10 protein-coding genes are annotated in these 15,381 nt (G+C 64.6%); 8 read left to right on the forward strand and 2 right to left on the reverse strand.

The window, feature by feature from the left end:
* Positions 1-79: 79 nt before the first annotated feature.
* The 8 genes from AC1Z32_RS35140 to AC1Z32_RS35175 all read left to right on the forward strand — a co-directional run bounded on the left by AC1Z32_RS35140 (position 80) and on the right by AC1Z32_RS35175 (position 13,313).
* Positions 80-841, forward strand: a complete 762-nt coding sequence (locus tag AC1Z32_RS35140; RefSeq protein ID WP_483483473.1) for a bZIP transcription factor — start codon at positions 80-82, stop codon at positions 839-841.
* Positions 842-910: 69 nt separating this feature from the next.
* The gene (locus AC1Z32_RS35145; protein WP_483483474.1) at positions 911-3,649 is read left to right on the forward strand and encodes an MGH1-like glycoside hydrolase domain-containing protein; all 2,739 of its coding nucleotides are present in this window, start codon (positions 911-913) and stop codon (positions 3,647-3,649) included.
* 371 nt (positions 3,650-4,020) lie between these two features.
* Complete coding sequence (locus AC1Z32_RS35150; RefSeq protein WP_483483475.1) at positions 4,021-5,502, forward strand: hypothetical protein; 1,482 nt, start codon at positions 4,021-4,023, stop codon at positions 5,500-5,502.
* Entirely contained in the window at positions 5,499-6,971 is a 1,473-nt protein-coding gene (locus AC1Z32_RS35155; RefSeq protein ID WP_483483476.1) for a hypothetical protein, read from the forward strand. Before AC1Z32_RS35150 ends, AC1Z32_RS35155 begins: the two co-directional genes overlap by 4 nt.
* A gap of 47 nt (positions 6,972-7,018) precedes the next feature.
* On the forward strand, positions 7,019-7,462 hold the full coding sequence (locus AC1Z32_RS35160) for a hypothetical protein (RefSeq protein ID WP_483483477.1): 444 nt from the start codon (positions 7,019-7,021) through the stop codon (positions 7,460-7,462).
* A gap of 60 nt (positions 7,463-7,522) precedes the next feature.
* Positions 7,523-11,263 carry a tubulin-like doman-containing protein gene (locus AC1Z32_RS35165; RefSeq protein WP_483483478.1) on the forward strand — a complete coding sequence of 1,247 codons (3,741 nt, stop codon included), beginning with the start codon at positions 7,523-7,525 and terminating at the stop codon, positions 11,261-11,263.
* Positions 11,264-11,273: 10 nt separating this feature from the next.
* Positions 11,274-12,575 carry a hypothetical protein gene (locus AC1Z32_RS35170; protein WP_483483479.1) on the forward strand — a complete coding sequence of 434 codons (1,302 nt, stop codon included), beginning with the start codon at positions 11,274-11,276 and terminating at the stop codon, positions 12,573-12,575.
* A gap of 12 nt (positions 12,576-12,587) precedes the next feature.
* Complete coding sequence (locus AC1Z32_RS35175) at positions 12,588-13,313, forward strand: hypothetical protein (protein WP_483483480.1); 726 nt, start codon at positions 12,588-12,590, stop codon at positions 13,311-13,313.
* A gap of 55 nt (positions 13,314-13,368) precedes the next feature.
* Here the strand turns inward: AC1Z32_RS35175 and AC1Z32_RS35180 are convergent, their stop codons facing one another.
* On the reverse strand, positions 13,369-13,698 hold the full coding sequence (locus tag AC1Z32_RS35180; RefSeq protein ID WP_483483481.1) for a ribbon-helix-helix domain-containing protein: 330 nt from the start codon (positions 13,696-13,698) through the stop codon (positions 13,369-13,371).
* 89 nt (positions 13,699-13,787) lie between these two features.
* On the reverse strand, positions 13,788-15,371 hold the full coding sequence (locus AC1Z32_RS35185; RefSeq protein WP_483483482.1) for a GMC family oxidoreductase: 1,584 nt from the start codon (positions 15,369-15,371) through the stop codon (positions 13,788-13,790).
* Positions 15,372-15,381 lie beyond the last annotated feature (10 nt).

Consider the following 15,381-nt stretch of genomic DNA (forward strand, 5'->3'; position numbering starts at 1 on the left):
GCATCGCGCGCAGATGCGATCGACACGCGCAGCACGTCAGGTGCGGCGCCGCCGCTACGAAGCGACGGAGGATCGAACAATGAACCATCTGATCGTCGCCCTGATCATATTCGTCTGTGTCTTTTGTAGCGCACTTCTGGGTTTGTATCTGCGCACCCTGCTGCCGGCGCACCATCTCGACGACGACTCGATCGGTGTAGTCAAGCTCGCGACGGGCCTGATTGCCACGATGGCCGCGCTGGTGCTCGGGCTGCTGATTTCGTCGGCGAAAAGCTCATTCGATACGGTGAATGCCAGCGTGACGCGCGATGCCGTCAATATCATCCTGCTCGATCGCATGCTCGCGCAATACGGGCCGCAGACCCAGGAGATCCGCGGCACGCTGAAACAGATCGTCAGCGTGGCGGTTCAGGAGGTGGCGTCAGGCGACCCGGCACAGCAGGCAAGGCTGCGCAAACCCGAGGCACTCGAACGCGCGGAAGATCTGGAGCGCAGGATCGAGGAGCTCTCGCCGCAAAACGACAAGCAGCGGCGCTTACAGGCGCGCGCGATCGAGCTGACCGACGAGGCACTGGCCGTGCGCGAACTGGGCCTGTTGCAGGCGGCGGGCTCGACTCCTACCGCGCTGTTGATCACGCTCGTGATTTGGCTGTGCATTATCTTTGGCGCGTTTGGCGTGTTCACGCCGGCGAATGCGACGGTCACCATCGCGTTGTTCCTGGGCGCGCTGTGCACGTCCATCGCAATCTTCCTGATTCTGGAAATGAATACGCCGCTCGACGGGATGGTGACCGTATCGATGTCGCCAATGCACGAAGCGCTCGCGGTCATTGGCCATTGACGCGCTATTGAAGATGCAGAACCGCGCTTTCGTCTCGCCGCAGGCAGGCGCGCCGCCACGGAGGAAAGCATGGGCCCTGTGATCGTCGATACGGCAGAAGAAAAACGCCTGAACGATGCGCGCGTTGCGCAGGTGCCGTGGAAGAAGTGGGGGCCGTACCTCAGCGAACGCCAGTGGGGGACGGTCCGCGAGGACTACAGCGACAACGGCGACGCCTGGAACTACTTCCCCCATGATCATTCCCGCTCGCGCGCCTACAGATGGGGAGAAGACGGCCTCGGCGGCTTGTGCGACGACCGGCAGCAGTTGTGCTTCGCGCTCGCGTTATGGAACGGGCGCGACGCGATTCTGAAGGAGCGTCTCTTCGGCTTGACGAATAGCGAGGGCAATCATGGCGAGGACGTGAAGGAGTATTACTTCTATCTCGACAGCACACCCACGCATTCGTACATGAAGTATCTGTACAAGTATCCGCAGCGCGAATATCCGTACCGCGATCTGGTCGAGACCAACCGGAAGCGATCGCGAGACGAACTCGAGTATGAACTGCTCGATACCGGCGCCTTTGAAGACGACCGGTATTTCGATGTCTTCGTCGAATACGCGAAGGCAGGCCCCGAAGATATCTTCGTGCGCATTTCGGTGCACAACCGCGCGCGGCAAGACGCGCGGCTACAGGTCCTGCCAACGATATGGTTTCGCAATACGTGGTCGTGGGGCCACGACGATCGCAGGCCATCGCTATGCGAAGAGCGTTCAGGCGTCGTTCGTGCGACGCATCATGATCTCGGCGAGTACTGGCTCTATTGCGACGCCGCCACCGAACTGCTCTTCACCGAGAACGAAAGCAACGCGCAGCGTCTGTGGAATCAACCGAACGCGTCGCCCTACGTGAAAGACGCCTTCCACGCGTATGTCATCTCCGGGCAGCGCGATGCTGTCAATCCGGCCGGGTCGGGAACGAAGGCCGCGGCGCGCTACGTGTGCGAAGTATCCGGCGAAGGTAGCGCGACCATCCGGCTACGCCTTAGCTCAGCGAAGTTGGACAGTCCCTTCGATAACTTCGAGAACACCTTCAATGACCGCATTGCCGATGCGGACGCGTTCTACGAGCACGTGACGCCGAAGTCGCTGAGCGAAGACAAGCGCCGGGTGCATCGCCAGGCTTTGGCCGGCATGTTGTGGGGCAAGCAGTACTACTACTTCGATCTCGAGCGTTGGCTGCGCGAGCACCGGAGTCATCCATTGCTCGAATCCGCCCGGCGCGATGTGCGCAACACCGAGTGGTTTCACATGCTGAATGCCGACGTGATCTCGATGCCGGACAAGTGGGAGTATCCGTGGTACGCGGCCTGGGACCTGGCCTTCCATACGATCTCCCTGGCGCTCGTCGATTTCGATTTCGCCAAGGAGCAGTTGCTTCTGATGCTGCGCATTCTGTATGTCCATCCGAGCGGCCAGATACCCGCCTACGAATGGAACTTCAGCGACGTGAATCCGCCGGTTCATGCCGCCGCCACGCTCTGGCTCTACAAGTACGAAAAAGCGCTGGGACGCGCCGATCCGCGCTTTCTCGAACGCTCGTTTCAGGGCTTGATGCTCAACTTCAACTGGTGGGTGAACCGCAAGGACCCTTCGGGCCGCAACGCATTCGCCGGCGGCTTTCTCGGGCTGGACAACATCGGCGTGTTCGACCGCAGCGCGCAGCTTCCGACGGGCGGAACACTCGAACAGGCCGACGGAACCGCGTGGATGGCGTTCTATTGCCAGAGCATGCTGGAGATGGCGATCATCCTGACCGAGTATGACCCGCTGTACGAGGAGATCGCCTTCAAGTTCGTGCAGCACTTCATGTGGATCGCCTACGCGATGGACCGGCTTGGCGACCATAACGACGAGATGTGGGACGAGCAGGACGGATTTTTCTACGATCTGCTGCGGCTTCCCGATGGCCGGACCATGCGCCTGAAGGTGAGGTCGATGGTGGGCTTGCTGCCGCTGTGTGCGTCGACCGTTTTCGAAGCCGATTACGTCTCGCGCTGTCCGAAGCTGCTGGAACTGATCGCGCAGTTTCGAAGCCGCTACCCCGAACTGCTCGCCCACGTGGCGCCGACCGATGCCGGCTTCATCGGCTATAAGGAAAGGAGGCTATTGTCGATCCTGAACAGGCGGAAGCTCGAGCGCGTCCTCGGATATCTGCTCGACGAGAATGAGTTCCTTGGGCCGCACGGCATTCGTTCGCTCTCTCGCTATCATCTGGACCATCCGTACGTGCTCAATGTCGGCGGCCTCGATTACGAGGTGCGGTATCTGCCCGCCGAATCGAATACCGGTATGTTCGGTGGAAACTCGAACTGGCGCGGCCCGGTCTGGATGCCGGTGAACCTTTTGATCGTCAGGGCGCTGATGAATCTCTACGGCTTCTTCGGTGACGAGTTCAAGGTTCAATGCCCGACCGGGTCCGGCACGCACATGACGCTCTTCGAGGTGGCGCAGGAGATCGTCCGTAGGCTGACGGGTACGTTTCTGCGCGGCGAGGATGGCAGACGCCCCGTCTACGGCGGCACCCGCAAGTTCCAGGATGATCCGCACTGGCGCGACCTGATCCTGTTCTACGAGTACTTTCACGGCGACAACGGCGCGGGGCTTGGCGCCAGTCATCAGACGGGCTGGACGGGTCTCGTCGCACCGCTCCTGGACCTGTTCGGACGCATCGACGCCCGGACCGTTCTGGAAAGCGAGCGCTGGCGCATCATGGCCGGAGTCGTCGGGCAGGAAGCGGGCGGTGGACATGGCAACGGAACGTGAGGACCACGCCGGCGTTCTGGCGCTGTGGGCGAGCCGGCTCGAAAATGATCTTTCCATTCACGATACTTATCAATACGATAATTGAATGACCTCCTCGGCAGCGTTCATATCACGCCTGCCCCGCCGCGAATTCATCGCTCGGCTCGTCCTCTTCCTCCCCGAATCAACCTAAAGATTCCTCATCCGATGCCGATAACGCTTTTAAGCGTTCGCATCATGCATGTCGGCCATCAGCAGGAAAAAAGGTGGCAGTAGTGGCATTCGAACAAAGAACAAGAGTTGGGCCATGTCACGAGGGGTAGCGGCAGTTCGCGGATCGCAAGATGCCAGCGGCAGCGTTTCTTTCCCTCTGGCGCGAGAGGCGAAAGAGAATGCAGAGCACAAACAACACGTGGAGTTTGCCTTCGGGCGTCTGGGAGACGTCCGACCAGGGCTACACGCTCGTCGACACTCCACTGGGCGGCAAACGAGCATCGGAACTCGCTTCAACCGATATCGCGCTGCTCTTTCGGATGTCGGTCGAAAGCGATCACCGCGATACGCGATATCCGCCCGAGTTTCGCTATTCCCCGATGACGGGCAAGCCGCTGTCGGTCGCGACGGACACGTCGGCCTCGACATGGCTCCCGCCGTTCGGCGAGGCGCTCTTCGACACATCGGCGGTCACCGACGCTCGCGGCCTGCGTCAGACGTCGAGCGCGCTGAATCTGGCCAAAGCCCGATCGCGCGGCGCGGAGGACGCGTCCGATGCGACGATGCCCTTGCCGCCCGCAGGCGACTATCACTTTCTGTCCGGCTGCTTCGGCACGCGCGCGCCGGCGCTGGTCGCATTCGATGCCGCGCAAGGCAGGCTGCACGCGCATCTGCCGGCATCGAACGAATGGATGCCCATGCGCGGACCCGGGAAGACCTCCGTCGATCTATGCCGCATCGACTCGGCGGCCTGGCGCGCCGAGTTCGCGCGATCGGCCGAACAGGGAAGCACGCTCGTCCACGTGCCGACCGACTCCGGGCTCTGCACGCTGCGTCTCGACGTAGCGGCGCTCACGTACGAATTCTCGTATGCAGGCGGCGCGCCGGTGACCGGTTCGCCCATCGCGCTGGAACACCTCGTCTGGGCGGTGACCACGGATAGCGCCGGCGCCATCGCGTTCATCGGCATCGACGGAGAAGGCAAAGCCGTCGCGGGCGCATCGCTCGACGAGCCGGCGGATACGGGCGAGATCGGCTTGCCGGTCTCCAATGCACGCAACGTCCTGTGGCCGTGCGCGAACGGCGTGCTGCGCCTGCAGAAGCTGGCCAGCGGAGACTTCAAGGCGTCTTTCTCGGCATGGCCCGTCCGGATCAGACCGGAATTCGGCTTCGGCAGCGCCTACCTGTCCGGCACGGGAGAACTGTGGCAGCTCTGCTTCGACGCGGCGCAGGAGATATACGTCTACGTCCGCATCGATTCCTCCCGCTTCGAGTGTCAGGAAGTGTCGGCTCCGCGCACCTGCTCGGGCCGCATCAACTTCCGCTTCTCGACCAAATCGACGAGACCGCCCTGGGAAGAGCCCGAGCACGGCGACGACAGTTCGACGGACGACTTCATCGTGCCGCTTCTCGAATCTCACAAAGGCGCCTGCGTCGTGGGCCTGCGCCTGCACGCGAAGAGCGGCGCCGGCATAGCGGATGTGCTTCGCTCGAAGGACCGGCTCACTGGCGCGCTCTGGCTCGACGGCCACGACAACGAAATCGCCTTTCACACGCTGAGCCTGTCGGAGCCGTGGCGCGTCCGCCTCTTCGTCCACGAAAACAGGCTATGGGCCTGGCACCCGGAAATGCGTCGCATCGAAGGCTGGAGTCTCGCATGAAGCACCTGATCCGAACGTGCCTCGCCATGCTGTGTTTCGCATGCGCGGGCAGCGCCGGCGCGGCGGGCATCCAGCAGGCCTTTCTCGTGCAGAACTCGGGATGGATGGAGCCGTTCTACGCCGATCCGCAATCGAGGCTCAAGCCCCTGGTCGCGGCCGTCGCGCAGGCGGTCACCGACAAGGACGATCCGGTGTTTCTGCTGGCGTTCAACCAGAACACCGCAGGCAACGTCTCGCCGAAACTCCTGAGCCGGCAGACAGGCGCGGCGTCCCTGCCCTTGAGCCAGCTCGACGTGGCGCGCAAGGCGTCCGGCCCGGCGCTCGCCGACACGGACTTCCGCGAGGCGGTGACGAAGACCATCATCGGTCCGTTCAGGTCGACGCCCGGCATCGTCTGGATCTTCACGAACAACCGGAACAGCCCGGGTAACGATCCCGCCACGGCCGAACGCAACCGCGATTTCTACCGGCTCGTTCACCTCGATCCGTCGATCACGAAGACCGTCGTGTTTCCGCTGAGCATGCCGGTGAAGGGCAAGCTCTATTCGGCGCAGGGCTTGATGGTCTACGCCCTCGCCTACGGTGAGCCCGCCGGCGCCGCGCTCGACCGCATTCTCGGCGATGGCCGGCTGTCGCGCGTGCTCACGCGCCCGCCGGCACGGCTCAAGCCGCTCGATGTCGACGGCCTGCGGCTCGTTCCCGAGAGTGTGAAGGACATGCCGGACGTGCGCCCGAGCCTCGGCGACGACCGCAAAACGTTGGTCCTCGATATCGATGCGAAGAGCGTCGTTCCGACTTTCGTGCTGCGGGCGTCGCTCGAGAACCTCTTCTATCCCTACGTCATTCAGCAAGCGCAGGTGCACGCCACGCTCGAGCGCGACGGCCAGCGCACGGATGTGCAGGTGTCGCCGGCAACGGTCGCGAATCTCGCGCCCGGCGAGCGGCAGGTCGTGGAAGTGCGGTTCCAGTTGCCCGTCGAGAAGGTGCCGTCGCCTTGGTCGGCACAGGCGCTCGCCGCGATGGGCAAGCGCGTCGTCGTGCCGATGTCCGTCAGTCTCAGCCTGAGCGGACAGCAGCTCGCGCTGTCGGACGATTTCGCCGCGCAACTGCGCAAGGATTTTCCCGGCGACCCCATCTCCGAGATCTTCCTCGCGCCGAAGAGCGTTCACACGTCGCTCGCCATCGTGCCGGTCTTGCTGCGCATCCAGTATCCGCTGCTGCCGGTCGTGGCCGCGCTCCTCGGGGTTCTCGCGCTCGTGGGCGCGGCGGCGGGCCTCGCTTTCGCATTCGGGAAAAGCGCGCGCTATTCGATCCTCGTCGATCAGAGCCGCCGCAACGTGATGCTCAAGCCCTTCGCCAGCGTCGAGATCAAGGACGAGCACGGGAAGGTCATCGGGACCATCGCGCGCAAGCTGGGTAAGCCTATCCCCTCCAATATCGCCAGCGGTCACACGCTCGCGGTGCTTTAACGCCTTTCTTTTCAAACATCGCCCATTCGAGGCTCAGGAGATTCAACGTGGCACAAGATCGTAAGGACAATCCCGGCTTCGCATTGCCCGCGCCGCAGACCGCCGCAGCGAGCGAGCCGGGCACGACCACGACCACCACCAGCGTCAGCTCGGTTTCAGGCACGACCGAAGTATCCAGCCACACGACGGTCATCAACGCGGATCTGTCCTCACGCGATCTGCTGGTCGGCGGCGCGATCCTGCTCGTGCTCTTCATCGCGTTCCTGTTCGCGCGCGGCGCCTACGCGAACATGCTCGTCGGCAAGCGCGTGCCGCCCACCCGCGCCAACGCGTCGGGCTGGTGGCTGTTCGTCTTCCTCGCGAGCCTCGCGACGGGTGTGGTGCTCGTCGGCGTGAGCTCGGCGAAATTCCTGAACGGTTTCGTCGTCGGCCCGGTCAGCGCGATCGCCGTGGTCGCGCTCCTTCTCACGTTCGTGTCGGGACGCAAGTAATCGGTCGATCGACGCAGCCCGCCTCCAAGCACACGCCATCTGAAGACTGACCAAAAAGACATGCAAGGAAACATCAATCAAACCATTGGCACCGATCCCGCGAAGAAGCAGGAACAGAGCATCGAGTTGCGTCCTACGCTGTTCATCGGTGTCGGCGGAACAGGGATGGAAGTGCTGTTGCGGGTGCGCCGCCGCATTCTGAACTCGCTGTGGGGCGGCGAACGCGGCCGGCACCGGCTCGAAAGTCTCACCGCTTTTCCGGTTGCGCAATTCATCCAGTTCGACCTCGACAGCGGCGCCGTGGTCGAGAGCGGACGGGCGCAGGCGGACGATCTGCAGTTTCCGCTCGTGCAGTTCACGGACGACGAGAAGATCGTCGAGCCGTTCGACATGGACAAGTACAGCCGTGACGACGACGCGCTCGAGAAGTATCCGCACGTCAAGGAATGGCTGTCGCTCACGCCGAAGAAGATCAGGGAACTGGGCATCGATCCGGCGAAGGGCGCGGGACAGGTGCGCGCCGTGTCGCGCCTCTATCTCTTCGACAAGTACGCGAAGCTCCGGGACAAGATCCGCGCGAAGCTCAAGATGCTTCAGTCCGGGCTGTCGCACGAGAAGCAGCTCGTCGAACTCGGCCTGCGCATGGAATCGAAGAAATTCCGGATCGTCGTCGTCGGGTCCGTGGCGGGCGGAACGGGTTCGGGCGCGTTTCTCGACATGGGCCTCCTCGCACGCTGGCTCGCGAAGACCGGCGTGGGCCAGGCCGACGTCGAACTGATGCTGTTCCTGCCTACCGGCTATGCGGCGCAGAACAAGGACCGCACCGAGGCGAACGGCTACGCGGCGCTGATGGAGCTCGAATCCGCGATGATGGGCAACAAGGGCTATGTCGGCCGCTGGGACGCCGTCGACCAGCCCGAATTGCCGCGCGAGCCGTACAACGAGGTCTATCTGATCGATTCGGGCAACCTCGCGCAACAGCACACCAAGGACATCCAGGATGTCTACAGCATGGTGGCCGACGCGTTGTTCGAGGACTTCGCCTCGGGCGACTTCGCGCGCCGCAAGCGTTCGGTCGCGGTCAATCAGGCCCAGCACAAGAACTTCCTGCACGACGCGCTCGTGCCGCGCAACCGCTTCGCGGACATGCGCCTCTCCTATTCGAAGCGCTACTCCGCGTTCGGGCAGTCCGTGCTCGACACGCGCCAGGAAGCCTTGCGCGACGAGCGCACGCATCGCTGGGCGGGCGAGATGCTCAAGGCGTTCTTCGGCGTCGGCGGCACGGACTTCGGCGCCAATCGCGCGACCGACAAGCAGCGCGACGATTTCATGGCCGCGCATGCCGCTCTGAGCGCGATGCCGTTCAGCGACTTTCCGGAGTTCTCCGACAAGACCGTCGAGCTGAAGCGATCGAGCGGCGAGTTCGTCGACTATGCGATCACCGAGGATCTGCTGCAGGACAAGCAGGGCTTGCTGCTTGCGGGTATCGAGCAACGCGTGGCCACGCGCATCGACGGAATCCGCACCGGATTCATGCGCGACGAGTGGCCCACGCAGATCCGCGAGGCGATGAAGCAGCTGGAGCGCGACGCCGTGCGCGACCAGGACTCCACCGCCGACACCACCGAAGACCGCGTCATCAAGCGTCGTCAGGAAGTGCTGGAGCGCATCAAGCGCGCGATCCGCGACCAGCTGTACGCCTATCTCGACAACAAGGAGTATGGCGGCCTCGAATATGTGCTCTCGCTCGTCGAGCAGATCAAGGACCGGCTCGAAGCGCCCGGCACGGGCCTCATCTCCGCGCTTCAGTTGAACGCGGACCGTTATCGCGAGATCAAGGAAGCGGTCCGCACGCGCGAATACGAACGCCTGCTCGACAACCTCGCGCAGACGAAGCGGCGCTTCTCGCTCGGCAGCAGCGAGAAACAGGCATCGCTCATCCTCGATCATCTGCGCACAGAAATCGCCAACGCGCTCAAGTTCCATCTGCGCGCGAAAGCCGCGGCGGAGGCAGCCGTGCTCATGGGCGACCTTTCGGCGTGGCTCGGCTCGAAAGTGGGCATCGATTCGCACGGCCGGGCGGTGTGGAACGGTCTCGTCGGCGAATTGCAGGACGGGCGCAATCACGTGATCGAGATGCTGCATCAGCTCAACCATGCGAATGCAATCCTCGTCAACGATCTGAACAACCGCTACAGCACGCTCATCACGGTCGCCGCCGAGCGCCGCGATGTGCCGCTGCCGGATTCGGCGCGCCTGCGCGAATGGGCGGACGAGGCATTCAAGGATCTGGGCGGCTCGCAACACCTGTTTCCGATGCTGAACGACTCGGAGCAGCGCATCGAGATCCTCACCAAGGTCAAGCGCATGGCCGAGCGTCAGCTCACACGGCTGATGGCGAGCGAATCCGCCGACGACAGCGATCCGCTCGCCGCCGCGCTCGAGCAGATGCCAGTCGCGCAGCGCGCCGAGGTCTTCCGCAAGATGCTGGCGTGCGCGATGCCGTGGATCGATGGCAACGTCACCGGCGACTTCACCGTGAACGCCGACCAGTACAAGTGCTTCATCGGCGTGTATCGCGCGGATGAGTTCGATCGCCGTTTCGGCGCGGAGATCGATGCATGCGTGCCGACGCATGCGGGCATCACGCCGGCGCAGATTTCGATCGTGGAGACGGGCAAGCCGGGACGCGCCGTGTGTTATTGCGAACTCTCCGGCGTGCCGATGACGATCCTGCGCGGCATGGAGAGCTGGCGCACGAGCTATCGCAAGGAGTATGAGAAGAGCCCGACGCATACGCACATCGACTCGACGCAGTTCAGTCATCCGATGGCGCCCACGACCGATGAAATCAACCGTCTGGCCGAGGACTTCAGGCAGTTCATCCTCGCGATCATGCTGGGCGTGCTCACGCGCGCGACGCAGCGCGTGACGCCGCCGGGCCAGTATCAGTTCGCGGTGGCGCGCGGCGACATCCGCCGTATCGGCAACGAGCGCGCGATCCGTCAGAACGGCTTGCCCGTCACCTACCGGGGCGCGATCGTCTCGCGCGTGCAGGAAAGACTCGCGGAGCTCGACGGGTTGCAGACCGTGGCGTTGTCGGCGCTGTGCAGCTTCTATGAAAAGCGGGTCTATACGCCGAAGCTCGTCGCCGACGCCAACGGCGCGCAGCAGGAGCGCAAGGGCTTTGCGAGCGCCATCGCCGCCGAAGCCAGGCGCGAATTGCGCGAAAGCGCGCGCCGCAAGGGCATCGCGGAGAAGGACGCGGACCGTCACGAGCACCACCTGCTGGACGAACTCGCGACGTGGACGACCCTCATCGGCGAGTCCGACGCCGATGCCTACGAATGGGAAGTCCGCGAGCCCGGCGACGACGAGCTGCCGCGTCTCAAGTACGCGCTGAAGCCGGAGATGCTGACGCCCGGCGCCTTCGATGCGCTGCTGCGTTCGTCCGGGCCGATCGTAGCCGACGCAGTGCTTGCGCAGGAGCCGAAAGCCGCCGCATGGGGCGCTGCCCCCGACGCGCCTCCGCCGCTCGCGCCCGCCGCGCCGCCCGGCTTCGCGCCGCCGCCCGTCGCCGCGCAGTATTTCCTCGGCGTAAACGGCCAGCAGTACGGTCCTTACAGCGCTGCGCAGATCGCGCAGTTCGTGCAGGCGGGGCAAGTAGCGCCGGCATCGACCAAGGTATGGCGGCAGGGACTCGCCGAGTGGACGGATCTCATGGCGCTGCAGGAACTCGCCGGCAGTCTGCAACTGACAGTTCCGCCGCTCGTCGCTCAGGCGCCGCCGCTCTCGATGTAGGAAACGTGACGTGGAAAAGTGCACTTCATGCAAGCAACGTCTCTTTACGAGCGTCGCTTATTGCCCTTACTGCGGGACGGCGACCGGCGTCGTGATCGCCGGCCGCGCGGCCGCGCCGCAAGAGTCGCAGAAGCCGGCTGCGCGCGCCGTGCCGGAAGCGCCGGCGCAGGCGAAGCCCGCGCCCGTGCAAACGCCCGCCAGCGACCGCACGGCTGCCGCGCCGCGAGCGCCGGAGCCGCCGAAGCCCGCGCGCCGGATCGAACGCGTGCCCAAACGCGCGCCAGATGCGCCCGTGCCCGAGCAGCCGCGGCGCGAACCGGAGTTGCGGGCAACGGCGCAGGCGAAAGACGCAGGCGGTGGGGACGCCGCTGGCCCATCGGCGCGGACGGCTCCGACGCCCAAGCGCGGCAAGGGCTTGCGCAACGTCGCGCTCGGCGTGGCTGGTGTCATCGCCGTCGCTGCCTTTTTGAACCGCGGCCCGGACAAGGAAACGGTGCAATGCAACCAGGCCGTCGAGCAAGGCCTCAACCTCGTCAAGAGCGGCGATCTGAAGGGGGCACAGGAACAGGGCAAGGCGGCAGGCGCCGTCTGCAAGGGTGAACTCGCGCAGAAGGCAAGCGATCTGGAAACGATGATCGCGGAGGCGCAGGCAACTCGCCGCGAATGCACGAAGGCGCTGCGAGCGGTGGCCATCCGCCTGAACGAGAAGCGGCTGGATGCCGCCGACAACGCATTCGGCAATCTGTCTCCGGGATGCGCCGCGCTCAACGATGCCGAGTCCCTCAAGGAGCGGTTGGAGCAGGCGAAGGCCGCGGCGAAGGCCGTCGAACAGAAGGCAAGCGATGCGCTCGATGCCAGCAACGTCATGCTGGCGAACGCCGCGCTGACGGAGCTCTACAAGCTCGATCACGAGCACGAAGGCATGTCCGATATGCACGCGCGGCTGGAGATGCTGCGCGCGGCGGATGCCGCGTCGGCCGCACAGGCGGTGCAGGCGGCGCAGGCTGCGCAGGCAGCGCAGGCTGCGGCGGCACAGGCTACGGCGGCACAGGCACAGGCACAATCCGCGCCGCCATTGCAGCCTGCCGCCTACGCGCCGGCGCAGAACGCGGGAGCCTCGCAGGCGGGCGCGGCGCGCCAGTTTCTCAGGGATGCCGAGAAGGCCCTCGGTGAAAACCGCTTCGACGTCGCGAGGACGTACGTGGAAAGCGCGCGACGCATGGATCCGACCAATCCGCACATCGACGCGCTCGCCCGGATCGTCTCCGAAAGAGAACATCAGGTTCTCGCGGAACAGACCACGCTCAAATAAAAGGTACGGGGAATGCAGGCCAGAAACGTCAACAACATGAAGAAGTCCGCGATCGCGGTCCTTGCGATATCGCTGCTCGCGGGCTGCGCGGCGCCTCCGCAGCCGGGACCCGGCGCGGCCCCGGCGGGCAGCACGGCGGCGGCGCAGGATCCCTGCTCGATGACCGGCACGGTGGTCGCCGGAGCGGCGATCGGCGCGCTCATCGGTGCGCTGGCCGGTGGCGGCAAGGGCGCCATGATCGGCGCCGCCGCGGGCGGTGCGCTGGGCGGCGCGGGCTGCTGGGCGGTCAATGTGCGCTCGCGTCAGATCAAGACGGCGGCACAGGCGGACCGCGACTATATCCGCGCGCGCGGCGAGCTTCCGCCCGAGCCGCAGGTGGTCGCTTACGACGTCAAGACGAACGGCGTCGCGAGGCGCGGAAAGCCGGTGCTCATCAACACGACGGTCGAGCTGGTGAACGGCCGCGAGCAGCCAGTGCAGACGGTGAAGGAACGCCTCGTCGTCACGAGTCCGGACGGCACGCCGTTCAAGCAGGGATCGAAGCCGTTGGAGACGCAGAACGCGTCGAGCGGGCGCTTCGAGAATACGTTCGAATTGACCGTGCCGCCGGGCGTGACCCAGGGCGTCTATCCGATGAAAGCGGAGCTTTATGTCAACGATCGCCTGATCGCCACGCGCGATTTGCAGACGCGCCTCGTGCTGGAGGATGGAGCGATGGAGATCGTAGCGGCGCGTTGAGAGCCAGCCGCGAGGGCCGTCACGACCGCTTCACCCGGCCCTCGATACTGCGCCCCTACCCCGCCTTCAGCACCCGCAGCGCCACGGCGCCCGCCGCCTCGCTTTCCTCCGTCTGCTGCGCCTCGCGCATCGACAGATAGCGCAGACAGCACACGCGAAGGAACGAGGCGAAGTTGGTCGGCACCTCGCCGCGCAGCGCGATGAGTTCATCGTAGAGCTTGACGGCGAACTGGCTCGTCGTCAGGTTCTCGCGCCCGGCGATTTCCTGCAGCACGTCCCAGAAGAGATTTTCCAGCCGCACCGTGGTGATCACGCCATGAATGCGCAGCGACCGCGTGCGTGATTCATAGAGGATCGGATCCGCGTTGATGTACACCCGACACATGACGATAGCCTCCGGAAAACCGGCCGTCATGCTCGCGCACGACGGCCAACTCAACAAGCTACTCCCCCGCGTTTCTACCGGCAATCGCGTCAAACCCTGCGCTGCTTCATCTGATTCGCGATGTAATCCGCCTGGCGAATCGCGAGCGTGACGATCGTGAGCGTCGGGTTTTCCGCGGCGCCCGTCGTGAACTGGCTGCCATCGGAGATGAACAGATTCGCCACTTCGTGCGTCTGGCCGTGCGGATTGCAAACGCCGTCGTCGGCTTTCGCGCTCATGCGCGCGGTGCCGAGATTGTGCGTCGACGGATACGGCGGCACGTTATACGTCGACTTCGCGCCCGCCGCCTCATACACCGCGCTGCCCTGCTTGTACGCGTGCTGACGCATCGCTTCGTCGTTCGGGTGATCGTCGAAGTGCACGTTCGGCACCGGCAGGCCGTACTGATCCTTCACGTTCGTATTGAGCGTCACGCGGTTCGACTCGCGCGGCATGTCCTCGCCGACGATCCACATGCCCGCCGTGTAGGCATATTCGTCCATCGCCTGGGCGAAGTTCGGCCCCCAGCCACCCGGATCGAGGAACGCCGCATAGAAGGGAAGCCCGAGCGAGAGCGTCTCCAGATGGTAGCCGCCCGCGAAGCCGCGCTTCGGCTCGAACACCGCTTCGTCCTCGATGAGACCGGCCATCGTCGTGCCCTTGAACATCTCGACCTTGTCGTTGAACACACCGTAGACGGAGCCGGTCGTGTGCCGCATGTAGTTGCGGCCCACCTGGCCAGAGCCGTTCGCGAGGCCGTCCGGGAACTTGCTCGACTGTGAGTTCAGCAACAGGCGCGGCGTCTCGATCGCATTGCCCGCCACCGCGACGATGCGCGCCCGCTGCCGCTGCAGCTTGCCGTCCGCGTCGTAATACACGACACCCGTCGCCTTGCCGCGCGCATCGTGCTCGATCTTCACGACGTGCGCCCCGGTGCGCAGCTCCATGTGGCCCGTCGCCTGCGCGCGCGGCAGTTCGGTATAGAGCGTCGACCACTTCGCGCCCGTGCGGCAGCCCTGGAAGCAGAAGCCGCGCTGGAAGCAGTGCGTGCGGTTGTCACGCACGGTGCTGTTGATCGCCATGTGGCCGGTGTTGCACTCCTTGTAGCCGACCTTCGCCGCGCCCGCCGACATCACCTTGAAGTTGTTGTTGCCCGGCAGGCCCGGCAGGCCGTTCGTGCGCGTCACGCCCATCTTCTTTTCGGCGCGGTCGTAGTACGGGTCGAGCTCCGCGCGCGTGAGCGGCCAGTCGAGCAGGCTCGCGCCCTGGATCTCGCCGTAGGTGGTCTTCGCCTTGAACTCGTGCGGCTGAATGCGCAGGCTCGCGCCCGCCCAGTGCACGGTTGTGCCGCCGACCGTCTTGCAGATCCACGTCGGCAGATTGGGAAAGTCCTTCGCGACGCGCCACGTGCCGGATGTCGTGCGATTGTCCAGCCATGAAAGCATCTTGAAGGACTCCCACTCGGAGGTGGAGAAATCCCCCTGCGTATGCAGCTTGCCCGCTTCGAGCACGACCACGTCGATGCCCTTTTGCGCGAGCTCATTCGCGAGCGTGCCGCCGCCCGCACCCGATCCGATGATGACGACGACATTGCCGTCGCTGTGCTTGAACTGCACCTTGTTACCCTGATCCATGTCGGTCTCC

The sequence above is a fragment of the Caballeronia sp. 11_S32 genome (assembly GCF_056930355.1).

What these genes read in the sequence shown, in the direction of transcription:
- AC1Z32_RS35155 (WP_483483476.1), top strand. Translation starts at nt 5,499, where the DNA reads ATGAAGCACCTGATCCGAACGTGCCTCGCCATGCTGTGTTTCGCATGC.
- AC1Z32_RS35185 (WP_483483482.1), bottom strand. Translation starts at nt 15,371, where the DNA reads ATGGATCAGGGTAACAAGGTGCAGTTCAAGCACAGCGACGGCAATGTC.
- AC1Z32_RS35140 (WP_483483473.1), top strand. Translation starts at nt 80, where the DNA reads ATGAACCATCTGATCGTCGCCCTGATCATATTCGTCTGTGTCTTTTGT.
- AC1Z32_RS35150 (WP_483483475.1), top strand. Translation starts at nt 4,021, where the DNA reads ATGCAGAGCACAAACAACACGTGGAGTTTGCCTTCGGGCGTCTGGGAG.
- AC1Z32_RS35180 (WP_483483481.1), bottom strand. Translation starts at nt 13,698, where the DNA reads ATGTGTCGGGTGTACATCAACGCGGATCCGATCCTCTATGAATCACGC.
- AC1Z32_RS35175 (WP_483483480.1), top strand. Translation starts at nt 12,588, where the DNA reads ATGCAGGCCAGAAACGTCAACAACATGAAGAAGTCCGCGATCGCGGTC.
- AC1Z32_RS35145 (WP_483483474.1), top strand. Translation starts at nt 911, where the DNA reads ATGGGCCCTGTGATCGTCGATACGGCAGAAGAAAAACGCCTGAACGAT.
- AC1Z32_RS35165 (WP_483483478.1), top strand. Translation starts at nt 7,523, where the DNA reads ATGCAAGGAAACATCAATCAAACCATTGGCACCGATCCCGCGAAGAAG.